The organism is Burkholderia sp. BCC1977 (assembly GCF_905339595.1).
GTDB lineage: Bacteria > Pseudomonadota > Gammaproteobacteria > Burkholderiales > Burkholderiaceae > Burkholderia.
The window spans coordinates 1-24,121 of the sequence record NZ_CAJPGQ010000054.1 but is presented as its reverse complement, the minus strand read 5'-3'; the positions used below and the strand labels follow the sequence as shown (position 1 = coordinate 24,121).

Annotated in this window: 21 protein-coding genes; 17 read left to right on the top strand and 4 right to left on the bottom strand. The window is 70.5% G+C overall.

The window, feature by feature from the left end:
* Positions 1-8 precede the first annotated feature (8 nt).
* The 15 genes from U5771_RS30715 to U5771_RS30645 all read left to right on the top strand — a co-directional run bounded on the left by U5771_RS30715 (position 9) and on the right by U5771_RS30645 (position 17,585).
* The gene (locus tag U5771_RS30715; protein ID WP_322027447.1) at positions 9-1,931 is read left to right on the top strand and encodes an FHIPEP family type III secretion protein; all 1,923 of its coding nucleotides are present in this window, start codon (positions 9-11) and stop codon (positions 1,929-1,931) included.
* Positions 1,928-2,563 (top strand): type III secretion system protein SctP, encoded by a 636-nt coding sequence (sctP, locus tag U5771_RS30710; protein WP_322027446.1) that lies wholly within the window; start codon positions 1,928-1,930, stop codon positions 2,561-2,563. The genes U5771_RS30715 and sctP overlap by 4 nt, the downstream gene beginning before the upstream one ends.
* A complete protein-coding gene (gene sctQ / locus U5771_RS30705) occupies positions 2,560-3,648 on the top strand; it encodes a type III secretion system cytoplasmic ring protein SctQ (RefSeq protein ID WP_322027445.1) in 1,089 nt (362 codons plus the stop codon). Before sctP ends, sctQ begins: the two co-directional genes overlap by 4 nt.
* Positions 3,632-4,282: a type III secretion system export apparatus subunit SctR gene (gene sctR, locus U5771_RS30700; protein WP_322027444.1), complete on the top strand. Its 651-nt coding sequence runs from the start codon at positions 3,632-3,634 to the stop codon at positions 4,280-4,282. The genes sctQ and sctR overlap by 17 nt, the downstream gene beginning before the upstream one ends.
* A gap of 4 nt (positions 4,283-4,286) precedes the next feature.
* A complete protein-coding gene (sctS, locus tag U5771_RS30695; RefSeq protein ID WP_114182159.1) occupies positions 4,287-4,547 on the top strand; it encodes a type III secretion system export apparatus subunit SctS in 261 nt (86 codons plus the stop codon).
* Positions 4,544-5,482, top strand: coding sequence for a hypothetical protein (locus U5771_RS30690; RefSeq protein ID WP_322027443.1), 939 nt, complete (start codon positions 4,544-4,546; stop codon positions 5,480-5,482). Before sctS ends, U5771_RS30690 begins: the two co-directional genes overlap by 4 nt.
* 37 nt (positions 5,483-5,519) lie before the next feature.
* Complete coding sequence (gene hrpD5 / locus U5771_RS30685) at positions 5,520-6,485, top strand: HrpD5 family protein (protein ID WP_322027442.1); 966 nt, start codon at positions 5,520-5,522, stop codon at positions 6,483-6,485.
* 32 nt (positions 6,486-6,517) lie between these two features.
* Positions 6,518-6,769, top strand: coding sequence for a type III secretion system protein (locus tag U5771_RS30680; protein ID WP_322027441.1), 252 nt, complete (start codon positions 6,518-6,520; stop codon positions 6,767-6,769).
* Between the two features lie 144 nt (positions 6,770-6,913).
* A complete protein-coding gene (locus U5771_RS30675; protein WP_322027440.1) occupies positions 6,914-7,177 on the top strand; it encodes a hypothetical protein in 264 nt (87 codons plus the stop codon).
* Positions 7,178-7,313: 136 nt separating this feature from the next.
* Complete coding sequence (locus U5771_RS30670) at positions 7,314-7,787, top strand: CesT family type III secretion system chaperone (RefSeq protein ID WP_322027439.1); 474 nt, start codon at positions 7,314-7,316, stop codon at positions 7,785-7,787.
* Between the two features lie 134 nt (positions 7,788-7,921).
* Entirely contained in the window at positions 7,922-11,521 is a 3,600-nt protein-coding gene (locus tag U5771_RS30665) for a hypothetical protein (protein WP_322027438.1), read from the top strand.
* A gap of 115 nt (positions 11,522-11,636) precedes the next feature.
* Positions 11,637-14,849: a hypothetical protein gene (locus U5771_RS30660; RefSeq protein ID WP_322027437.1), complete on the top strand. Its 3,213-nt coding sequence runs from the start codon at positions 11,637-11,639 to the stop codon at positions 14,847-14,849.
* Between the two features lie 244 nt (positions 14,850-15,093).
* Positions 15,094-15,597: a sigma-70 family RNA polymerase sigma factor gene (locus tag U5771_RS30655; RefSeq protein WP_322027436.1), complete on the top strand. Its 504-nt coding sequence runs from the start codon at positions 15,094-15,096 to the stop codon at positions 15,595-15,597.
* Positions 15,594-16,577, top strand: coding sequence for a FecR family protein (locus tag U5771_RS30650; RefSeq protein WP_322027435.1), 984 nt, complete (start codon positions 15,594-15,596; stop codon positions 16,575-16,577). Before U5771_RS30655 ends, U5771_RS30650 begins: the two co-directional genes overlap by 4 nt.
* 246 nt (positions 16,578-16,823) lie before the next feature.
* Positions 16,824-17,585, top strand: a complete 762-nt coding sequence (locus U5771_RS30645) for a response regulator transcription factor (RefSeq protein ID WP_322027434.1) — start codon at positions 16,824-16,826, stop codon at positions 17,583-17,585.
* Positions 17,586-17,639: 54 nt separating this feature from the next.
* On the opposite strand, the gene U5771_RS30640 is transcribed toward U5771_RS30645, so the two are convergent.
* Positions 17,640-18,938 carry a T3SS effector HopA1 family protein gene (locus U5771_RS30640; RefSeq protein ID WP_322027433.1) on the bottom strand — a complete coding sequence of 433 codons (1,299 nt, stop codon included), beginning with the start codon at positions 18,936-18,938 and terminating at the stop codon, positions 17,640-17,642.
* A 336-nt stretch (positions 18,939-19,274) separates the two neighbouring features.
* On the opposite strand from U5771_RS30640, the gene U5771_RS30635 reads away from it, so the two are divergent.
* Positions 19,275-21,074, top strand: coding sequence for an HrpF/NolX family T3SS translocon protein (locus tag U5771_RS30635; protein WP_322027432.1), 1,800 nt, complete (start codon positions 19,275-19,277; stop codon positions 21,072-21,074).
* An 82-nt stretch (positions 21,075-21,156) separates the two neighbouring features.
* The gene (locus U5771_RS30630; protein ID WP_322027431.1) at positions 21,157-21,684 is read left to right on the top strand and encodes a lipocalin-like domain-containing protein; all 528 of its coding nucleotides are present in this window, start codon (positions 21,157-21,159) and stop codon (positions 21,682-21,684) included.
* A gap of 68 nt (positions 21,685-21,752) precedes the next feature.
* On the opposite strand, the gene U5771_RS30625 is transcribed toward U5771_RS30630, so the two are convergent.
* From U5771_RS30625 to U5771_RS30615, 3 genes are all read right to left on the bottom strand, one after another.
* The gene (locus tag U5771_RS30625; protein WP_322027430.1) at positions 21,753-22,577 is read right to left on the bottom strand and encodes an alpha/beta fold hydrolase; all 825 of its coding nucleotides are present in this window, start codon (positions 22,575-22,577) and stop codon (positions 21,753-21,755) included.
* A 56-nt stretch (positions 22,578-22,633) separates the two neighbouring features.
* Positions 22,634-23,071: a VirK family protein gene (locus U5771_RS30620; RefSeq protein ID WP_322027429.1), complete on the bottom strand. Its 438-nt coding sequence runs from the start codon at positions 23,069-23,071 to the stop codon at positions 22,634-22,636.
* A 135-nt stretch (positions 23,072-23,206) separates the two neighbouring features.
* Positions 23,207-23,977, bottom strand: a complete 771-nt coding sequence (locus U5771_RS30615) for a hypothetical protein (protein WP_322027428.1) — start codon at positions 23,975-23,977, stop codon at positions 23,207-23,209.
* Positions 23,978-24,121 lie beyond the last annotated feature (144 nt).

Sequence of the window (24,121 nt, the reverse complement as noted above, 5' to 3'; positions counted from 1 at the left end):
CGCTCATCATGTCCGTGCTGAAAAAACTCGAATACAGCGGCGAGATCGCGATCGCGGCGCTCGTGATCGCGGTCGTCGCGCTGATGATCCTGCCGCTGCCGACGATGCTGATCGACACGCTGCTCGGGCTAAACATCACGATCAGCGTCGTGCTGCTGATGGTCACGATGTACGTGCCGAACTCGATCTCGCTGTCGTCGTTCCCGGCGCTGCTGCTGTTCACAACGCTGTTCCGCCTGTCGCTGAACATCGCGTCGACGAAATCGATCCTGCTGCACGCGGACGCGGGCCACATCATCGAGAGCTTCGGCGAACTGGTCGTCGGCGGCAATCTCGTCGTCGGCCTGGTCGTGTTCCTGATCATCACGACGGTGCAGTTCATCGTGATCGCGAAGGGCTCCGAGCGCGTCGCCGAAGTCGGCGCGCGCTTCACGCTCGATGCGATGCCCGGCAAGCAGATGAGCATCGACGCCGACCTGCGCGGCGGCAACCTGTCGGCCGACGATGCGCGCCGCAAGCGCGCGCAACTCGCGATCGAAAGCCAGTTGCACGGCGGGATGGACGGCGCGATGAAATTCGTGAAAGGCGACGCGATCGCCGGGCTCGTGATCACGATGGTCAACATCTTCGCGGGCATCGTGATCGGCGTCACGTATCACGACATGACGGCCGGCGACGCGGCCAACCGCTTCGCGATCCTGTCGATCGGCGATGCGATGGTGTCGCAGATCGCATCGCTGCTGATCTCGGTGGCGGCCGGCGTGATGATCACGCGGGTCGCAAACGAAGCCGACGAAAAATCGTCGTCGCTCGGCATCGAGATCGGCCGGCAGCTCGTCGGCAACGTGCGCGCGCTCTTCACCGCGAGCGCGCTGCTCGCGTGCTTCGCGCTCGTGCCGGGCTTTCCCGCGCTGCTGTTCCTCGCGCTCGCCGCGGGCGTCGGCGGCGGCGGCTACGCGCTGTGGAAACGCGAACGCTCGCGCAGCGCCGATGACAAGGCGCGCATGCCAGCCGCGCGCCGCAAGGGCGCGAAAGGCGAAGCGCCGGCGATTTCCGCCGACGCGCCGGACTTCGCGTCGCCGCTGTCAGTGCGGATGTCCGCCGGGCTCGCCGCCGCGCTCGACGCCGACGTGCTCGACGCGGCGATCGACGCCGAGCGCAAGCGGCTTGTCGAATCGCTCGGGCTGCCGTTTCCCGGTATCGCGATGTGGCAAAGCGCGGCGCTCGACGGCATGCGCTATGAAGTACTCGTGCACGACGTGCCGATGCTGTCCGGCGAACTCGCCGACGGCGACGGACGCGAGCAGGCGCTCGCGCGCCATGCGGTCGAGCCGCTGCATGCGCGCGCGCACCTGTTCGTCGGCATGCAGGAGGCGCAGTGGATTCTCGAGCAGGTGGGTGCCGACTATCCGGGCCTCGTCGCCGAAGTGCAGAAGACACTGCCCGCGCAGCGGATCGCGGACGTGCTGCGCCGCCTGCTCGAAGAGCGCGTGCCGGTGCGCAACATCAAGGCGATCCTCGAAAGCCTGATCGTCTGGGGACCGAAGGAAAAAGACCTGCTGATGCTGACCGAATACGTGCGCGGCGATCTCGGCCCCTATCTCGCGCATCGCGCCACGGGCGGCACCGGCCGGTTGCCGGCGGTGATGCTCGACGCCGCGGTCGAGCAGCTGATCCGGCAGTCGATCAAGGCGACGCCGGCCGGCAACTTCCTGACGCTCGCGCCGGAACAGGCCGCGCAACTCGTGTCGCAGGTCGAGCAGATCGTCGGCGGCGGGCCGCGCGAGCCGGTCGCGCTCGTCACGTCGATGGACATTCGCCGCTATTGCCGCCGGATGGTCGAGGCGCGTCTCGGCTGGCTACAGGTGTATTCGTTCCAGGAGCTGAGCGGACACGTCGAACTGCACCCGCTGGGCCGGGTCGTCGCATGACGCTCACCCGACGCGCTGCCCGCGCGGTGCGCATTCACGCGCTGCCCGCGCCTGCGACCGGCCCGCAATCGGCCGACGCCGCGCGCCGCGCGCGCTTTGCTGCGCTGCGCGGCTCGGCCGGTAAGCTCGCGTCGATGCGCGACGACGGCGACAGCGACGCACCGCAGGCAGCGGCAGCCCCGCGCGTCGACGTATGTACGGCCATCGGCGCGGGCCGCGGGCAGACCGGTGCGCGCGAGCGCGATCCGTCCGACACCTCGGATGCGCCCGATGCATCCGACGCGCACGACGCGCCGGACGCCGCCGGCCTGTCCGGGCGCATCGCGCTCGCGTGCCTGCAGGAAAGCCGCGCCCGCTTGACGGCCGAGCGAATCGCCGCACGGGTCGCCGAATTCTGCAACACGGCGGCGGTCCGGCAGCACGGTGCGTGGTCGGCACGGCTGCGGCTCGATCCGAACCTGCTGCCCGACACGCTGCTGTCGATGACGCTTTCGCCTCCCTGCCTGTCGCTTCGCTTCGAGACCGCTCACGCGCAATCGCGGCAGCTAATCTGCGCTCACCAGGACACGTTGCGCACGACGCTCGAAGCCGCCCTGCACGGCGGCTACGAACTCGACGTCGACGTCGGATGACTCGCTCGCCTTGCTCGCGGATGAACCACGAACCGAATTGCCCGCCCCCGCTCCCGCTCGCGCCGGCCACCGCCGCGCTGGCGCGCATGACGCCGGCCGCCGCGCGGCTGGCGCGCGTGCTGTCCGATGCGCGGCTGGTTCGCGCCGCCCGCGGCGCGGGCCTCGACATCGCGGTGCGCGCGGCGCGCCCGCCGCGTGCGCTCGGCTGTCCGGCGTCGCTGACGCTGCGCTTCGACGCCGGCGCGCTGCAATTGCGGATCGATGCGCACGCGGACGCCGCGCTTGCCCTCGTCGCAACCGACGCCAACGCCGCGCGCCGCGCGGCGGCGGCCGGCATCGTGCTCGACCGCACGCTCGCCCGGCTCACGCCGCTCGGTCTCGGCCCGGCACGCGTGGCCGCATTCGATGCCGACGATGCGAGCGACACGCCCGCGTCGCTCGACGTGACGCTGCGCGCTCGCGCGCTGCACGTCGCCGCGGGCGTCGTGAGCATCGACGACGACGTCGCCGCGCGCCTCGAAGCGCACTGCGCCGCATTGCCGCCGGCACGCCCGACGTGGCTGCACGCATTGCGGCTGCCCACGCGCGTGCGGCTCGGCGCGCGCCGCTACCGTTGCGCGCTGCTGCGCACGCTGCGTGCCGGCGACATCCTGCTGCACGCGCTCGCGGCCACGCCCGACGGCGAGCTCGAGCATGCGTCGCTGCATGGCGGGCACGCATCCGGCCGGCAATGGCGCGCGACCGTGCGCGTGTCCGGCTCCACCCTGATCCTCACCGCTTCGCCCGCCATGACCTCCGATCACGATAGCGCGCCGACCGGCGCTCCCCCGTCCAACGAAATGGTGCCGCTCGACACGCTCGACGTACCGGTCCAGCTCGAACTCGATGCCGTCGTGCTGCCCGTCGCCGATCTCGCGGCGCTCGGCCCCGGCCACGTGCTCGAACTCGCGCTGCCCGTCGACGAGGCGGACATCCGGCTCGTCGTCTACGGCCAGACGATCGGCATCGGCAGGCTGGTCGCGATCGGCGACCAGCTCGGCGTGCAAATCTCCCGCATGGCGGCGCCCGATGCTGCAGATTCCTGATATCGGCTCGCTGCTGCTCGCGCTGCTGCTGCTCGGGCTGCTGCCGTTCGCCGCGATGGTGGTCACGTCGTACACGAAGATCGTCGTCGTGCTCGGCCTGCTGCGCAATGCGCTGGGCATTCAGCAGGTGCCGCCGAGCACCGTGCTCAACGGCATCGCGCTGATCGTGTCGTGCTTCGTGATGGCGCCGATCGGAATGGACGCGCTGCGCAGCGCGCAGACGGCGGCGCCCGGCGACTACACGACGAATCGCGTCGCGGAACTGGTCGACGCGACCCGCGAGCCGTTCCGCCGCTTCCTGCTCAAGCACACGCGCGAGCGCGAAAAAGCGTTCTTCCTGCGCTCCGCGCAGGAGATCTGGCCGAAGGACAAGGCCGACGCGCTCAAACCCGACGACCTGATCGTGCTCGCGCCCGCGTTCACGCTGACTGAGCTGACCGATGCGTTCCGGATCGGCTTCCTGCTGTATTTGGTGTTCGTCGTGATCGATCTCGTGATCGCCAACGTGCTGATGGCGATGGGCTTGTCGCAGGTCACGCCAACCAACGTCGCGATTCCGTTCAAGCTGCTGCTGTTCGTCGTGATGGACGGCTGGTCGACGCTGATTCACGGTCTCGTGCTGACCTACAGGTAACGCGATGGATGCCGATTCGCTGGTGCGCCTCACTTCCGACGCGCTGATGCTGTGCCTGATGGTGTCGCTGCCGGTCGTCGCGGTCGCGGCGCTCGGCGGGCTGCTGATCGCGTTCCTCCAGGCCGTGCTGTCGCTGCAGGACTCGTCGATCAGCTTCGGACTGAAGCTCGCGATCGTCACGGTCACGCTGATCGTCTGCGCGCCGTGGGGCGCTGCCGCGATCCTGCGTTTCGGCGACGCGCTGATGAAGGCTGCATTCCCATGAGCGTGCGCATCACGAATCGCTCGGGCGCCACCGCCGATCTCGCGCCCGAAGCCGTGCCGGCGACGCCCGCACCGGGTGTGCGCCGCGCGCCGTCCGGCGGCGGCACGCTGCGCGCCGGACGGCGCGGCTGGCGCTTCGCGTCGCAGGACGCTGGCGGCGACGCAGCGTCCGACGCGCTCGACGATGCGGTGTCGCCCGCGCTCGCGCCGTTGATGCGCGCGCCGCGGCGTCCGCGCCGGCGCGGCGCGCGCGGCGCCGACGTGCCGGGCGCCGAAGCCGAGTACGAACAGGCGGACGAACGGCAGGTGCGCGCACGGGCGGGACGCAGCCAGGCCACTTTGAGCGTCGCCGTGGGCGGTGCGTCCGGTGGCCGCGGCGGCGGCGATCATGAAGGCGGCGATGGCGGCGCGCGGCAGCAACGCATGCACGCGGTCGTGCACGCCGCCGAAGCGCATACCGGCACGGCGGCCGCGACGCAGCCGACTCCCGTCGAAATCGCACGCCGCGTCGACCAAGTGATCGACCTGTTCGGCGTCGAGCTGCGCCGGCGCGCGGGCGATCCGGACGGCATGCGCGACACGCTTGCGCACGCGGTGTTCGCGCTCACGCGCGTCGAGCTCGACCACACGGGCAGCACGCCGTTGCGGCACGCCGCATGGCGCCTGATGGCCGACCACCTCGCCGCCGCGCAACAGGCGCACGACGAGGCGCAAGACACGACACACGACGCGGCGCCCGACACGCTGCGTGCGATTCGCGAGCGCCTCGCCGCGCTATTCGGGGACGGCACGCCCGCCGGCTCCGACGCGCTGCGCCGTTTCCAGCTGCTCGCGCCGCTGTGGCTGCTCAACGCGGCGCGGCCGCGGCGCGTGCGCGATGCGCGGCGCGCCGCCGCGCGGCTACGGATGATGCTCGCCGACGGCGACGCCGACTGAAGCGGATCGACAACGAATGGATACCGGGAATTCGCAAATGCAGAACGAACTTCGCGTACTGACCGGCGTGCACGCAGGCGCACGACTAAAGTTGAACGCAACACGTTACCGGATCGACCGCGACACCGACGCGCAAATCCGGTTGACCGACTGGCACGATGCCCCGCTGACGATCGAGACCGACGACGATGGAACGCTTCGCTACCACACTGACGACGACACGCTGCACGGACCGCTGGCCGCTTTCGAGCCGGTCCGCTTCGGCCCCGTCGTGCTGTGCGTCGGACCGGCCGACGGCGCATGGCCGGACGATCTCGCGCTGCTCGGCAGGCTGCTGCACGCGGATCGTCCGCTGCCGCGCGACGACGACGCGCCGCCCGTGCCGGCAAGCGCACGGCACGCGCCGCGCAGCCGCGCAAGCCGTGCGCTCGCATGCGGAGCAGTCGCGATGAGCGTGCTGATCGCCGCCCCGTTCCTGCGCTTCGGCGCGGAGTCGCGCGCGTCGAACGTGCCCGATACGCGGCTCGCGCTCGACGCCACCAACGCGGCGCTGCGGCGCATGCGGCTCGACGAGCTGCACGCGACGCTGGCCGGCGGCACACTCGTCGTCGACGGCATCGCACCGGACGCGGCCGCGGCCACCGCCGTGCACCGGCTGCTGCAGCGCCAGCCGGTGCGCAGCGACGCGCGTTTCGCGGTGGCGAGCACGATCGTCGAGAACATCCGCGAATCGCTCGACAACCGCGATCTCGACGTGCGCTATATCGGCGACGGCGTGTTCGCGGTGACGGGCTCGACCGCCGACGCGCGTCATACGCTCGCACGGGTGGCCGAGGTGCGCTCGGATCTCGGCGCCGGCGTACGGCGCATCGACGTCGCGATCGACGCCGCCGACCCCGCGCAAAAAGCGCCGTCGACCTACGACGCCGCGCTCGGCATCGACGGGCTGCGTTACGTCGAAACGCCCGACGGCGCCAAACATTTCGTCGACGGCACGCGATGATTCCACACCAATCACACGATCAGGAGTTTCCGATGTTCGAACCGCTCGACCCGAAGATAACCGCAGACCTGAATCAGCTCGGCGCGACCTGCGCCGCCGACCCGGACGGCCGCCGCGTCGCGGCGATCGTCGCCGCGCTCGACGAAACCGCGAAGCGGGTCAAGGCGCACTGGATGAGCGCGCCGGACCAGGCGTCGCGCACGGAGGCGAGCGTGCTGCACGAAGGGCTGCTGGCCGCGCGCGAAATCGTGCTCGATGCGAGCGCACAGGCAGCCGCGGACTGAACCGGAACAGCGGGCACGTCCCGCGACACCCGACGCGCACGGCGACGCGGCGGGCGAACGAATCCGAGCGGCATTCCGGTGCTGCAAGGACCACGCCGATGGCAACGCAACTTCCCTGAATCACTTCCTCACAGGAGCATTCACATGAGCATCAGCAGCATCTTCCGTGGCGCGAACGCCGGTTCTTCGGCAACGAGTGTACTGAACAGCGCCTCGATGGGCACCTCGACGCTCGCGACGGAGCAATCCGGCATCAGCGGCGCCGAATCGACGATCACGGGTTCGGTCAACGACCAGATGGGCATGAACAACGCGATCACCAGCGCGATGAACGCGCTGAACTTCAACATGGCCGAGAACCAGGTCATCAAGAAGGCCGGCGACAACGCAAAGTCGCTCACGCAGTAACGCCCGCCGCCGGCGCGAACGCCCCGCCCTACCGGCGGCGTTCGCGCCGGCCCACCCTCCCGCCGCGCGCGGGCCGCCACACGGCGCACGCCGTGCCTCCCACGCGTCCTCAGCGCCGCCTACCGCACTCACGCCGATGTCTTCCGAACGCTTCGATGCGGCCATCGCCGACCTGTGCGACGCGCTCGCCCTGCCCGACGTCGACCGCGTGCTGAAGCACCGCCGGATCGAGATCGACGGATTCGACGTGGCGCTCCACGCGGGCCGCGATCACGAAGACGGCGATGCGGACGACGACGCGCTCTACCTGCACATGCAATACGGCATCGTGACGGCCGGCCGTACGCTGACGGTATTCAGGCTGATGCTCGAAGCGAACCTGTCGATCTACGCGCAGGACCAGGCGCAGCTCGGGCTCGACGATGCGACCGGCGGCATCGTGATGATCGTGCGCGTGCCGCTCGACGACCAGGTGACGGGCGACTGGCTCGTCGACCTGCTCGACCACTACGTCGAGCACGGCCGTTACTGGAAAAACAACATCTTCGCGTCGACCGACGAGATGTTCGACGCGATCGCGACCGGCGCGTATCTGTGGATCCGGGCGTGAGGCATTCGCCCGCGCATCGATGCGTTCGCGTCGCACATCGCGGCACACCTTGCCGCTGCCTATCCTGACCTGTCGGACGCTGACGCCGCTTCGCGCGCCGCGCCGGCGCTCAATCCATCTCCGAGGGACAAACGATGCCAAGAACAACCTCCGTCGCTGCCGCAGCGCAACCGGCCATCCCCGCACCGACCGATCACGCGCCCGATGCCGCGCCACACGAACCGGCCGCCGCCGATTCCGCCACCGTATCCCCGCCGCGCCGCACGCTGGGCGAACTGCTCGGCGGCAGTCCCGGCGCACCGTCGGGGTCCGCGCCGCGCCGCCCGGCGCCGGAGCGCGGCACGGGCGGCACGAACGGCGGCGCCGCGAACTTCGCATCGAAGCTGAAGGGCCGTGCGCAGCGCTTCGTGCAGAAGCGGCTCGTCAGCACGACGACGTCGGCGGTCGTCGTCTCCAGCACGCAGTCGGGCCGGCCGACCGCGCTGCCCGCCCGCGGCGACGCGCGCATCGAGCCGCATGCGGATGCACCGGCGCTCGATACGCCCGCACCGGACGCACCGCCGCCCCCGTTGTCGTCGTCGCAGGAGCGGCGTCTGGCCCGCGTGATGAAGCAGACCTTCGCTCCGGCCGCGTCGCCGGGCGCCGCGGTTCGCAACGACATCAAGCATGCGCTCGGCATGAAGCCCGCGCACGACGCGGCACGGCTCGACGCGATGGGCTCGGCGGCTGGTTTCGAGCAATGGCTGCAGGCGCGCTTCGGCGACGAGCCGCCGGCGCACGCGTTGCGCGCCGCACTCGCGCAGCCGTTCGCCTCGCACGACATGCGCGTGCCGGATGCGCTGCCGTTCGCACCGCATGCGCTGCTTGCCGACGCGCTCGCGCAAGCCACGCACGCGCAGCCGGCTCGCGCACAGGCAGCGCTCGCCGCGCTTCGGCACGGCGCGTTCCTGCCGCCCTCGGCGCTCGACAACGATACGGATGCCGATGTTTTCCACGATGCGAGCGACCGGCTCGACGATTCGGACGACGAATTCGAGGACGCAATCGGCGATACGGCACGGTTCGACGCAACGCCGCCGGCATCGCCCGACGCACGCGCCGCCGCCGATCACGATACCGATTCGCCGCAGGCGCGCGCGGACGCATTCGCGGCTGCGCAGATCCTTGCCGACAGCGGCGCGGGCGCCGACACGCTGGCCGCGTTGCTGCCGCCGCTGTCCGCGCCGCACCGAGATGCGCTGCGCGACGTGCTCTCGGCGTCCGCGCAGATCGCGGCCGAGCGCGGCGAAACCTCCGGCCCCACCGATCTCGCCGACGCGCTGCAATACGCGACGCAAGCCGCCGGCCAGCCGGCGCGCGACACGCTCGCGTGCAAGGCGCTGCGCGCCAGCCACGCGCAGCTTGCCGGCGATGCGCCGCTGTCGATGGCCGACCGCACCGCGCTGTTCGCGTGGCGCCAGGGCTTTCGCGACGATGCGCGGCACGGCATGCTGTCGCGCACGCGCGAGCGGCTCGCGAAGTTTCGCAAGTACGTGTCGCGCGCGGAAAGCCGCGACCGGATGAACCGCACCGCGTTCGATCCGGCGCAGCCGGTCGCATCGTCGCTGCGCGTCGCGGGCAATGCGGCCCGCCGCGCGAAGCATGTGGTCCAGCGCGCGTTCGGCGCCAAGAAGTCGCCGTTCCTCGCGGCCGGCCGATACGGCACGATGGGCGCGCACCTGAAGCACCCGGACGACGACCAGGCGCAGCTCGACACGCACCTCACGCGGGCGATCGACCTGCTGCGCGCGCATCTCGAGGAAACCCATCCGCTTCAGCCGACCGATGCGGCCGACGTGCTGGCCGGCCGCACGCCGGCCGCGCTCGTGCGCATCGCGGTGCTCGCGCACTGGTCGGAACACAGCGAAACCGCGCGGCCGTACGGACAGACGCTCGACGCGCAGTCGCTGGTCGACATCGCCGCGCGCATCGACGCGCTCGCGGGCGTGCCGCCGCGCTTCTCGGCGTCGCCCGCCGCGGCCGGCCGGCCGCATGCGATGCCGCCGCTGCCGCCCGCGGTCGCGGCGCTCGCGGGCATGAAGCTGACCGACGCCACGCTCGCCGAGTGGGCCGCGCAAAGCGCGCTGCCGATGCAGGCCGACGGCGGCGCAGGCGCCTCACCCGCCGAAACGGAATTCGCCAGCGCGCTGCGCCATGCGCACGCGGTCCTCCATCCGCTCGACGTGAAGCCCGACAACCTGTCGCCGGATGCGCTGAAAACTTTCCTGAAGCAATACATCGCCGACCACAACGGCGGCAACGCGGTGTCGTTCACCGACGGCGGCGTCGCCGGCGCCGATGCGGGCGCGCTGTCGATCAACATCGCGCTCGCGGTCACGCACGCGGGCACGGTGCTGCTGCCGATCATCGACGTCGGCGCGTCGCGCGGCCGCACGGCGACCGTGTCGATCGCGACCGGCGCGGAAGGCGGCGAGATATTCATCGGCACGCAGACGGCGCACGAAGGGCACGCCGGCGGCGGCGTGTTCCTCGGCGCGGGCTATGGCGCGAAGCATTTCAATGCGCTGGTCGGCGGCGCGGCGAGCGCGACCGGACGCGTCGAGCACGCGAAGCCGACCGGCGTGCGGCTGCGCTTCGTGCCGCCGAAAAACGCCGACGGCAAACCCGACTACGCGGCCATGCGCACGAAGATGAGCGAGGCGGTCGACTATCTGTTCGAGATGTCCGCGCCCGGGCAGCGCGAGCTGAGCGCGAACGATATGTGGGAGCACTTCGCGAACCGCTACTTCGACGATCGCGGGCTGTCGGTGTCGTGGGTCGACCACCGGCGGGCCACCGCGGGCATGGGCGCGGCGGTGACGGGCATCGCGCGGATCGGCGGCAAATCGAAGGGCGGGCAAACGTCGCGGGTCGGCGGCTCGCTGACCTACGGCGCGCAGTGGGCGGCGACGGTCGCGAAACGCGACGATGCGACCGGCGCGCATCCGCAGGTGCGCTTCAGCGAAGGCGCGTCGCACATGCAGACGCTCACCGCCAGCGCGAACATGACCGTGCCGTCGGTCGACATCCCGGGCGAAGGCGCGGTCGACACGCCGGACTCGCTGAGCTTTCCGTCGATTCCGTTCGCGTCGGCGACCTTCGCGCTGCACGAATCGGGCTTCGACGCGGCGTTCAGCGCGATGCTCGAACAGGGCCGCTTCTCCGAGTCCAATACGTTCATCGACCTGACCGAGCACAATGCCGGCTCGTTCGTCCGGTTCGCGTCGGAACCGGGCCACCGCGAGCAGTGGGAGCGCGTGTGCACGGCGCTCGAAGACGGCGACGTCGACCGCGGCCGCACGCGGCTGGAAAAGCTGCTCGGCGATGCGAAACGGGGCGAGCGCCCGAACCAGGGCTTCTATATCCGCTACCGCCTCAAGCAGGACGTGCTGCGCACGCTCGATCAGTATGCGGCGGCGGCGAAGCAGGCCGCACGCCGACCGGACGGCGCAGACGAGCTTGCCGCTCTGCGCCGCGCGAGCTACGCGCTGGTGCGGCAGCCGGACGCGCGCGTGCCGCAATCGTTGGCCGTCTACGAAGAGGCGTCGGGCCGCCGCAGCGCCGGCGTCAATTTCGGGTTGCAGGTGCAGGCGCAAACGAGCGCGAGCGGTGCGCGCGAAGTGTCGCTGATCGACCTGCCGCTTGACATCGCGAACCGGTGGGCGCAGGCGCCGGCCGGCGCGAACGCGGGTTAGGCGGTCACGCGCTTCGCCGCGCGCGACATCGCTTCGCGCCGCGGCGGCGATTGTCACGCCGGCGCCGGACAGTGGATGCTCCGGCGCCCCGCCGCCCGATCGTCGAGTTTCCCCCATGCTCCGTCTGTTCAATCGTTCGTCGCCGTCGCGCGGCCCGGGCAATGCCGCGGCCGAACCGGCCCAGGCCTCCGCGGCCGCCTCCGAAACAGCGGCAACGCCGCGCGCGCCCGGCAAGCCGGCCGCGCTGTCGCCGCTCGGCCGTTTCAAGCGCACGCTCGGCGTCGCGGACCGCGAGACCGCGACGCTGACGTGGAGCCACAAACGCGCGGGCCGACCGCTCGCGCCGCCCGGGCGGGCCGGCGCGCAACCGGCGGCCGCGGCCGCGAACACCACCGCAGCGTCGCCGGCCAGCGCACAGGAGCATGCCGGACGGCACGCAACCGCGAACGTTTCCGACGCCTCGCCGGCAAACGCCGCAGAGGCTTCCGCGCCAACGCCCGCAACCGCCCCCGCCGCCACGCGCGCCGACCGGCCGGCCAAGCCGCCGCGCGGCGCCGCGAAGGCCGACTCGCTGAAGCGCAGCCTGTTCGCCAGCGCGGCGCGCGCGAAACACAAACCACCGGCCGGCACCGCGCCGAACGCCACGCCGGATGCCGGCGCGGCGCACGTCCCGCATGGCGCGGCGGCATTTCATGCGGCCGCGCGCGTGCTGTTCGCGGGTGACGACGCCCCCGCCGCGCGCGACGCACTGCTCGACCGACTTGCCGCCTTCGCCCCGCGCACCGACGCGATACCCGACGCACCGTTCGGCCGGCCGCTGCTCGTCGCGCAGACGCTCGCGGCCGTCGCGCACGGCGACGCCGCCGCTGCGCTACGCGCGCTCGACTACATCGAGCACGATCTCGATTTCCGGCCGTCCGCGCTCGGCGCACGTGCGAGCGCGCCGGATGCGGACGGCGACGTCTGGTTCGACGCCCCCGAAGCGCCGCAAGCCGGTGACGACGGCGACGCGGAACCCGTGTTCCGCGACGCAGCGGACGCGTTCCCGAACGCGGACGACACCCGCGCCGCCGAACGCGCGGGCCGGCAGGCCGCGCAACTGCTGTCGCACTCGGACGGCGGTTTCGCGGTACTGACCGATCTGGTCGGCGCACGCCTGCCCGCCGCGTCGCGCGACACCGCGCGCGCGTGGCTGCAAGCGTCCGACCAGCTCGGCACAACCGGCGTCGACGCGGCGCTGCCGGCCGACATCGCGCACGCGCCGGCCGCCGCCGGCGACGCGGCCGCATCGCTCGCCGGGCGCACCGCCGCCGCGGCCGCGCGGCGGCTGCGCGGCGACACGGCGCAGCCGCACGACGCCGGCACGCTGTTCGCATGGCGCCAGGGCTATCGCGACGACGGCAAGCATGGCCTGCTCGCGCGCACCGCCGGCCGCCTCGCGAAGTTCACGCGGCGCACGATCCCGCGCGTCGAGAAGCGCAGCGGTGCGTCGCGCCTGTGGGGCATGCTCGCGAAGAAGAAGTCGCCGCTGTCGGGGCTCGCGCTCGGCACGCAGGGCGCGCAGCTCGGCACGCTCGACAAGGAAGCCGCGAAACGCGACCACGCGCTGCGCGCCGCGGCCGCCGCGCTCGCCGATCATCTCGACGGGAACGCCGCGCGCGCGTCCGATACGGCCGCGCCCGAACAATCGGCGCGCGCCGCGCTGCTGCGGCGCTGGGCCGACGACGGCGACGCCCCGCCGGAAGCCGGCGCGCCCGCGCCCGACGCCGACCTGTTCGATACGTGGCTGCGCGAGGCCGGCCACGCCGACGCGCCGTCGGCCACAGCCGCCGCGCGCGCGATCGACGGCGTTCGCGCGATCGACACCGCGCGCGACGTGCTGCCGGATGCGATGACCGTCGACGACGTCAAGCGGCTGTTCCGCGACTTCCTCGAGCACGGCATCGAATCGGCGGGCAAGCTGAAGCTGAGCGACGGCGGCCAGGTCGAGTTCGCCACCCGCGGCGTGTCGACCAACCTGCAGCACCTCGCGCACGGCGTCGGCTTTCCGCTGTCGATCCGGCTCGACCTGCGCATCGGCGGCGGCCGCCACGCGAGCGTCGAGGTCGGCCGCGGCGGCCAGGGCATCGACATCTTCGTCGGCACGCAGCGCTCGATCGGCGCGGTGGCGGGCGCGGGCGTGTCGGTCGGCTACGACTTCAAGGGCCGGCTCGCGCGGCTGCGCGCGAGCGCCGGCGCGAGCGTCGTGCCGGTCGACGTCGAGCGCACCGAGCCGGCCGGCGTGGTGCTACGCGCGCCGCGCAGGATAAAGACGTCCGTCGACGAATACGACGACTGGGCGCTGCCGAAATACGACGACGACGCCACGAAACGCACGATCGGCGAGCTGTCCGATTTCCTGTTCGAACAGGCGGGCCGCGCCCAGTCGCCCGAGCAGCTGTGGGAAGCGCTCGCCGCGCGCTACGGCGACGACCGCAACGTGTCCATCGGCTGGATCGACGCGGTGCAGCGCGAAAGCAAGGCGCACGTCGCGCTCGACGCGGGCATCGGCGTGCGCGTGAGCGGCAAGCACACGCCGGTGCGCATCGGGCCTTCGGCCGAACTGTCGTACGAGACGACGCTGCACGCGTCGCAGGACGGCGTCGAGCGCGCGGGCACCCACCGCGTCGAGACGCACCATCTCGGCGGCAAGTCGCGGATGAAGCTGCGCTACGGGCTCGGCATCGGCGTCGGCGACAAAATCGGCAAGGTCAGCCAGGGGCTCACGTCGGCCACGCCGCTGTCGCGCTCGCATCATTTCTTCGCGAACGGGCAGACCGCGAAGCTGCAACTGGCGACGGCCGGCACGACGCTCATCGATCGCGCGTGCTATGCGGACGTCGAATACCACAGCGCGGACGCGTTCGTCGCGACGATCGAGCACGAACGCGCGCAGTGGCTCGGCATGCTTGCGCGCCGGGCGGGCAGCGACCCGGCGCGCGCCGAGGCCGACCTCGACGCGTTCGTCGCGACGCTGCGCGAGATCCGCCAGCCGAACCAGCTCTACCTGCACCGCCGCAGGCTGCGCCCCGCCATCGCGCGCGAAATCGAGCAGCACCGCGCGCTGGCCGACCTGCAGCGGCGGCTCCGGAACGAAGACGCGGCTGCCGCCCTCGACGCGCGTGAAGACACGCTGCTCGCCGCGCCGGAATCGTGGCTGCCGCAGATGCTCGCGGTGCGCGAGCAGCAGTCGGTATCGAAGAAGCGCGGCTTCGCCGCGATGTTCCGGCTGCAGGGCACAACCGCCAGCGCGGGCCAGCGTGAACTGGCGCACCTCAAGTTCGGCTGACGGCCGGCGCACGGCGCGGTCCGATCGTCCCACTATCTGAATGCGAAGTGAATGTCACGGCACCGTCACCTGTGCGTCATAGATTTGTCGCGTGCGAAACGGCGGAAAACCTCCAGTGACGTGTCGGTTGAGCGCTTAAATTTTCTTTGTTAGCCTGCACTCAGCCCGCCCCGGCGATTTTCGTCCTCGCGGTGCCGTCCGGCCCAGGGCGACCGATCGTTCGATGCAATACGGAATTCGAGGTATGACGACGCTTACCGCTCTCCCCCTGGTCGAATCGATCTTTCGCAACGACTACCACTGGCTGCTCGGCCGCCTGCGCTATAAGCTCGGCTGCGCGTTTACGGCAGAGGACATCGCTTCCGAGACGTTCGCGCAACTCGTCGCGCAGTCCTGCACGGCGTCGGTGCGCGAGCCGCGCGCGCTGCTGACGACGATCGCGTACCGTCTCGTCTACGACTTCTGGCGCCGCCGCGACCTCGAGCGCGCGTACCTCGCGGTGCTCGCCGCACGCCCGGAAGGCGTCGCGCCGTCCGAGGAGGAGCGCGCGCTCGTCGTCGAGACGCTGCATGCGATCGACCGGATGCTCGGCGGGCTGTCCGCGAAGGCTCGCAACGCGTTCGTCTACAGCCAGTTCCACGGGCTCACGCATGCCGAGATCGCCGAGCGGCTCGGCGTATCGAAGCGGACGGTGCGCGACTACCTCGCGCAGGCGCTGCGCACCTGCTATCTCGCCTCGTTGCAGTGAATCTCGCCGATACGCCGAAGACGACCGATCCGATCGATCCACAGGTGCTCGACGCCGCGATCCACTGGATGGTGCTGCTGCGCTCCGGCGACGCCACCGCGCGCGATCGCGCGCGCTTCGATGCGTGGAAACGCGCCGATCCCGCGCACGCGCACGCCGTCGAGCGGCTCGACGCATCGCTCGGCGCGATGGCGCCGCCGGCCACGCACGGCCTGGAGCCGCGTGCGCTCGGCGACGCGCTGCTCGCCGCGCCCGCGCGCCGGCGCGCCGTGCGCGGCGTGCTGTCGTTCGGCGCGCTCGTGGTCGGTGCGGGCGCGCTCGCCGACCGCTTCTACCCGCTCGGCGAGTTGTCGGCCGATCTGCACACGAACACCGGCGACCAGCGCACGACCACCCTTGCGGACGGCTCGTCGCTCACGCTGGCCGCGCGCAGCGCCGCCGACGTCGACTACCGCGCGAACGAGCGCGGCGTCACGCTGCGGGCCGGCGCGCTGCTCGTGCGCACGGCGGCGAGCGACCGTCCGTTCGTGGTCCGGCATGCGGCCGTCGCCGTGCACGCTCGCGCGGGCGCGTTCGCGGTCCGCGCGGCCGGCCCGTGGCTGCACGTCGCCGCGCTCGACACGCCGGTCGGGATCGCCGTGCCGGGCGGCGCCACGCTGTCGCTGCGGCCCGGCCACACCGCGCGCGCGGGCACCGGCCGCATCGAGCCGCTGGCCGCGAGCGCGGCCGACGAGGCCGCATGGCGCAACGGCCAGCTCGTCGTGCATACCGAGCCGCTCGGCGCGGTGATCGCACGGCTGCGCCCGTACTATCCGGGCGTGATCCGCGTGACGGACGCCGCCGCCGCGCTGCCCGTCACCGGCGTGTTCCTGCTCGACGACCCGCCGCGCACCCTCGCCGCGCTCGTCGCGACGCTGCCGCTGCAGGTTCGACGCTATGCCGGATGCGTCGTGATGGTTTCGCTCGCGCCGCAAGCCTGACGCGGATCGCCACGCCCCCGGGACAGGGCGGGTTGCCGCCGGCAAAAAATAAATTTTGCGGAAGGCACGTCACTTTTCTCCGTTCGCCGCACAAACGGATTGAAACACCGCGAAGTCGCGACGCCGCGGGCGAACGGCCATGCCGTCCCATGAGCGTACGCGCGGCCTGTCCGGCGAAACGCCGGACGCCGCCGCGCGGCGACGAGCGCGAATGCCGCCCATCCATTCCGTTCCGAAGAGGTCACCTTGGACTACGCCCTCCTGACCCGCGATCCGCGCCTCGCGGACTGCGTCGCAGACAGCCTCGAACGTCATGCGCACTGCGCGGACTTCCGCGCAGACACGTTCAGCGACGAGCTGACGATGCTGCGCGCGCTGCGCCGCCGTCCGTACGACCTGATCGTGTTCGATGCGCGCTGCGTCGATGCGACCCACAGTCCGGTGCTGGCATGGCGCGCATGCCACGCCGACCGCTGCACGCCGGTCGTCGTGCTCGGCCCGTTCCTCGCGCCCGCGGAGCTGTTTCGCTGGTACGACCTCGGGGCGGCGGACGTACTCACGCTGCCGTTCAACCCGAGCGAACTGTACGTGCGCGCGACGCTTGCCCGGCTCGGCCTGGGCCGCGCCGCCGTCGACCCGACCCAGTTGTCGGTCGGCCCGTATGCGCTCGATCGCGATACGGGCACGGTCACGCTGCACGGCGACGCGATCGCGCTGACGTCGCGCGAATTCGCGACGGCCTGGCTGTTCTTCTCGAATCCCGGCACCTGTTTCAATCGCGGGCAGGTCGCGAAATCGATCTGGGGCAACGACCGCGACTGCGCGGATCGGACGATCGAGCAGCACATCTACAAGCTGCGCAAGAAGCTCTTGCTGGGCGTCGCGAACGACGTCACGCTGCGCACCGTGTATGGCGTCGGCTACAAGCTCGAAGTCGCGTCGTGCGGCGACGCGCGCGGGCCGGCAATCGCCGCGCCCGCCGCCTCCCTGCTCGCGGCGGCCGCGTAGCGTCGGCGCGGCGGCCGGCACGCGGCGCATGCCGCGCCCGCCGGCCCCGCCGCTTCACTTGCGGCCGAACAGCCGGCCGACGAACCCGCTCACACCGCGCCGCTTCGGGCGCGCGTCGGACACGGCGGGCCGTTCGGCGAGATGACTCGGCCGCTGCGGATCGTAGCCGGCTCGCTCGACGGCGTCGCGCATCAGCTCGGTCAGCGGCCGCGCATCGCCGTCGAGCTTGCCCGCCACCGCCTGCTTGACGATCTCGCCGCGATCCATCTCGTGGCTGCCCGGCGAGCCTTCCACGTACTCGGCATACGCGCTCGTCCGGCTGAGCGGCTCCATCCCCGGCGCGGTGCTCGGCCGCTGCGGCGGCGGGATGTCCTTGCGCAGCTTTGCATCGATCTCGCGCGCGGCGTCCGGGTTCGCGACGGTCATATAGACGACCGCATCGTCGACGCGCCCGCCCGTGCGCGCCGGCCCCATGATCTTGGCATGGCCGACGTCGTCGCGGCGATCGTTCACGGTCTTGCCGATCCGCGGCACGGCGGCGGGCAACGCATCCGCGTCGAAGTTCACGGTCAGCCGCGCGAAAGGCTGCTCCGTGCTGAACTCGCGCGGCTTCTTCGGCAGCACGTAATAGGCGAACTCGTTGAGCGCCGCTTCGTTGCCGTGGGTCTTCTCGTATTCGGCCGGATGCGTGCCGGGGCGCGTCTGCGCCCGGACGTCGACGCCGTTCGAACGGCGGTCCAGCTTCTTCAGCGCGCGCAGGCCGGCGCGGGCATCGCCGTCGCGCTGCTCGGGCGACGTCTCCGGCCCGTTCGCACGCCAGTTCACGTAGATCTTGCGTTTCGCATCGTCGAGGTGCGCTTCGGGATACTCGAGCCCCGCTACCGCGCGATGCGTGCGGCCCGCCCATTCCTGCATCGACTTGCGCGCGAAGGTGGCGGCGCGGCCGCTGCCGATCGACTGCTCGTCGAGCGACGCCTTCACGTCCGCGATCTCGTGGCGCATCGACGCCACCGCGTCGACGAACGCGTGCGCCGATTCCTCGATGACCCGCGGCAGGCCGGTCGCGTCGTCCTGTTCGCGCCACCTCGCGCGGCCCACCGGCTCGCCGGTCGCGTCGAGCGGCCCCGCGTCGAGCGTCCGGACTTTCCTGAGCTTCGCGCGGCCCTGCGCGAGCTGGTCGTCGGTCGGCATCCGGCTGCTGTGCGACATCAGGTCCTGCAAGGTCGGCCCGCGCCGGATCGACGTGTCTCGCTCGCCCGATGCATCGTGTGCCGGCGCGTCCGGCGCCGGCGTGTCGTGCGTGCTTTCCGCAGCCGCGCCGACGTGCGACGCACCTTCTCCGATCCTGACCATCCCGCTTCCTCCTTCACTCGCATCGATCGATGCCGCAAGCGTAGCCGCGCGAGCCGAGGCGGGCGCGTCCGGCCGCGAAGCCAGACGCACCGCCGCGAACCCGATGACGGACGGAGTGCTCCGGGCGACCTTCGGAATTGGCGACGCACTTTCGCTCGCGGGCCGCGCCGACCGGCCGCGTGCGCCTACGCTATGCCGTGCCGGAAACGGATGGAAGCGGCGGACGTAAACGGCGGTACCGGCGTCCGGCCGCTTCGCCGTCGGCCAATGCGCTTTTCCGCGGTGCCACGCGCGCATGCGTGGCGCTCTTCCCTCTCGCACTCGCAGGTCTACGCCATGTCGCTCAATCCGCTGCTCTCGTCAACCACACAGTCGCCCCTGCTGGTCTCCGCATCGCTGTCGTCGAACGCTTCGTCGCCGGCCGCCGAGCCGTTCAACCAGAACATGACCGAAACCATCGACGCGACGCTGTCGCGCTCGCTCGGCTCGCTCGTCGGCGACGACGTCGATGCCGACGACGACGGCACGTCGAACGAGAACACGAACGCGGGATCGACGCTGCCGTACGCGAGCGCGCAATCGGCCGGCGGCGCTCCGGTCGACACGGTGCCCGATCACGTCGGCGGCTGGACCCCGCCGGCCGCGGCCGCCGGCTCGAGCGTGACGTGGAACGGCGGCACCCTGAACCAGTCGGAACTGCAGATCACCGCGGTACTCGACCGACACAAGGATCAGTTCCCGCTCAGTTGGGATTCGCTGAACGACAAGATCAACGATGCATCGACGCCGCCCGACCTGAAGGCCGCGCTCCAGGGGCTGCAGCACGACCCGCGCCTGTTCTTCGCGATCAGCTCGCAGGGCGACGGCCACAGCGGCGGCAAGATCAAGGCGAAGGACCTGACCAGTTTCTCGGCCAATCATGCGCAGGTGGCCGCATTCAACGAGGCGAAGGCGGCCGACTATACGCAGAATTACATCCCGTCCGACGGCAGCGGAAACGGGCAGCCTTCGGTGATGACGGAAGGCGATGCAATGCGCGAGCTCTACCGCTATTCGGACAACCTGCCGAAGCATCTCGGCGAAAGCGACTTCAAGCAGATCGTCGACGGCGACGCGAAAACCGGCAAGACGCCGCCGCAGGTCATCGCCGCCGCCCAGTATTTCCTCGAGCATCGGGATGCCTGGCAGCAGTTGAGCGGCGGCGGCGACCGGATGCGCAAGGAGGACTTCCTGCAGGCCGCTTCGTCGTCGATGAGCCTCACGCAGGCCGAACAGAACACGCTCGCGACGATGAATCAAAACCAGCGTGTGTTCTTCGACGGCGGCGACCTGACGCGCGACAAGCTCACGACGATGAGCGGCGACAAGCACCTCGACCCGAAGGTGCGGGACGCCGCGAAGCAACTGCTGCAGGATCCGCTGCTGTTCGGGCTGCTGAACAATACGATCACCGGCTACAAGACCCACCACGGCGCCTTCGATTTCGGCGGCGGGCACACCGTCGATTCGGGCAACATCAGCAACCGGGATTTCAACCACTTCTACGAGAACATGTCGAGCGCGAACCGCACGGTCGAGAAGCCGCGGACTCACGCCGCGACGACGCCCGAGCAGCAGGACGCGGTCGAGGACATGATGATGGGCACGGCCGACCAGCCCGAGATCAAGACGCCGAAACATAACGGCGGCTTTATCGAGCATGCGCTGAACGACGTGCTGAAGGTCGGCGCGAAGGCGCTCGACTGGGCTGCCACCGCGATGAGCGCGCTCAGTTTCATCCCCGGCATCGGCGAACTCGCGGATCTCGGCTCGGCCGTGCTCGAAAGCGAGGCGCAGGCGGCAAACATCCTGCACACCGCGATCAGCGGCGGCAACATCAAGAAAGCGCTCGAGGAAGCCGGCCTGAGCCTCGCCGCCCAGGCGGTCGGCGATATCGCCGGCCCCGAGGCCAAGATCGCGATGCGGGACGGCCTCGCGAAAACCGTCATCGAAAAGGCGGCGAACGCGAGCATCGATCTCGGGATGACGGAAGCAAAATCCTATACCGAGAACTATCTGAACAACCTGAAGGCGAAACTGGAAGCCGGCCCGCTGCAAGGCGCCGGCACGCCGAACGGCACGACCATCCCGGCGTGACGCACGTTCCGAAACCGCGGCTCGCTCGTGTGGGCGTCATGCATGCGCGCCGCGAATCATGTCCCTTTCCCGATCATTCACGATGAAGCATTGCAACCCGACCTCATTCCCGTTGTTTTCGCCCGCCGTACGGCGGCTGACCGCCATCGTGACCGTCGTCGCCGCCATAACGGCGGCGTCAGGCGCCGCGCGTGCCGACGAGCCGCCGCTGACGGGCTCGTGGCGGCTCGTCGGCTATCAGGTCGAGTCGAAGGAATCGAACGGCAAGATTCCGGCGATGGGCGAGCACCCGAGCGGACGCGTGATCTTCACCGACGATCACCGGGTCGCCTTCGTGCTGACCGGCGACGGCCGGCGGCCGGGGAAGACGGACACCGAGAAAGCGGCGTTGCTGAATACGCTGGTTGCGTATACCGGCATCGAGCAGACCAATGGCAACCAGTGGTGCACCCGGGTCGAAGCTGCATGGAACCCCGAATGGGTCGGTACGACCCAATGCGGCGAATTCCACGTAATGGGCAACCGCCTCGAGGTGCTGACGCCGTGGCGCCAGATGCCGAACTGGCCGGGCACCACGCGTTCGATCATCACGTTCGAGCGCGACCGGTAACCGGACCGCGCGTCGGCCGCACGAACGACCGGTCGTAGTCGTAGCCGCAGTAGCCGCGGGCGGGCCCGTCACCCGGCGGAAAACCCATGCTCGTCGAACCATTCGAGCAGCATCCGCGTGACGAACGCCGGATTCTCCAGGTTGGAGATGTGGCCCGCATCCGGCACGAGCGCATGCCGGCAACCGATCACGCGCGCCATCTTCTCGGTCTCCGCCGGCAGGCGGGCCACGTCGCTCGCGCCGCACATCAGCAAGGTCCGCTGTCCGTCCAGCGCGGCGAGCGCCGGCAGCGTATCAGGGCGGCCGAAGATCAGCCGGCCCAGCGGCACGATCGATTCCCGCAGCCGGTGCGCCGGCAAATTCATCAGCGCGTCGCGGAACGCGACCGGCACGGCGCCCGTCAGATCCGCGCCCGGCCGGAAGAACAACGGCACGATCGCATCGAGCAGCGGCGGCGAAATCGCACCCGCGGCCTCGATCGCGTCGAGCATCTGGAAGTAGCGCGTGCGGGTCGTGTCGGGTTCGGCCTCCAGCGAGGTATCCATCATCACGAGCGCGCGCACGCGCTCGGGCTCGCGCAGCGCGAGCCGCGCACCCCACATGCCACCGACGCTGAGCCCGACCACCGCGCAGCGCTCGATGTCGAGCGCGTCGAGCAACGCGCTCGCGTGGGCGGCCAGATCGTCCAGCGTGCGCGTACCGTCCGGAAGCGTGCCCGACAGCCCATGCCCCCACAAGTCCGGCACGATGACCCGGCAAGTGCGGGACAGCGCGTCGATCTGCGGCGCCCACATCGCCCCGTCCCACAGATAGCTGTGTCCTAGCAGCACCGGAAATCCGGTGCCGTATTCCTGGTAATGCAGCGTACTGCCTTGAATAACGTGTGCGGGCATCCCGCCTCCGAGTGTTGAAAGCATCGGCGCCCGCCGGCAGGCGCGCGCACTGCCGGTCAGCGACGTTCCGCGAAGAACGCGATGCCGTGATTCACCGCGCATGCGTAGCTGATGCGCGGCGCGAGCCGCGCATACGACGGCAGCGCAAAGAGATCGGTCGAGAACGCCACGGTCTGATCGGGCTTCACCTGATAGCGGATGAACTGCCAGATCGGTTGACCTGACGCATCGACCGTCGCGTGTTCGTCCGCGAAACTGAGCGTGCCGTCCGGCGTGATCCGGTAAGCATTGATTCGCAGCCCGCCGCGCGTGGTGCCCGGCGTGGTGGTCGTGCCGGCCGGCGCGCATTTCGGCAGGTCGACAGTGACCGAGACGACGGCGCCGCGATTCAATGCGCTCTCCACGTCTTCCAGCGTGAACAGGGATGTCGCCTCGCCCGCGTGCGCGGCAAGACACGAAGCAGCCATTGACGAAGCGACGAGCAGTTTCTTCACGGCGAGGATCTCCTGAGTGAATGAATCGGGCGCGCCGATTCTGCACGCAAGCACGGTCCGATGGGCAATTGCATGAAGATTGTTGAGGATTGGGCGGCACGCGAGCGGGATCGAAGAAAACGGCTACCCCTTCGGCTACGACGGTTTTTCGTCGCGCGATCCGTCGTAGCGCGAGACCGCCTTGTCGAGTATCGCGAGCATGTACCGGCGATGATGTTCTTCATCGCTCGTGCTGCGCCAGCGAGGAACCGGATAGTCCGGCTCCCGAGCGGGCGCCGACGCCGACGCCGTCCGGTCGTCCTCGGCGCGCTGCCGCCATTCTCCGAGCACCTGATCCAGCTGCGCGTCGTCGTTCCGATACCAGGCCTGCACGACCTCGTCGCCCAGCATGCGTTGCCGCAGCCGGTCGCGCTGCTGACGCCAGATCGCGATGCGCTCGATATCGACGGCCGCGGCGTCGGTCGCACGGCCCAGATTCTGGGCCGCAAGCAAATCGTCGTGCGCTTGCATGTAAGCCTGATAACGCTCGGCAATCCCGATCGCTTCCCGGTTCGCCGGCGACGGCAATCGGTTTTGCAGATAGACCTTCAATCGATCTGCCCTGTCGGCGTCGGTCTTCTTCAGCAGAAAGGCATCGATCAGATCGAGCAACGCGGCATTCACGATCAGTTCGCGGTTTTCCGTCACGGCCAGACCGCGATCGTCGGGCGCGATGCGTTGCGCAGCGCCGGAAAACGCGTCCGCCCCGGCAGCGGCGAGGCTCGGGCGCACCCGATCAACCGCCGCGGCTTCCGGTTCGGCATGCCGGGTGCCGGCCACGCCGATCGACAATGCGAGGACCGCGACGGCGACGACGTACAGGTATCGCGCAGTTCCGGCCGATCCGGCATCGCGTCGAGTCCGCATGAATACGCCCCGTTACGGCGCCATGCGGCGGGCCTGCCAACCGGTCCCGCCGCATGGTCGCCCGATCGGTATGACGAGCGTCAGAACGAGCAGCTCGGCACGCTGCCGCTCATCGAGAAGCCGGACGTCGTGACGCCGGGTTCC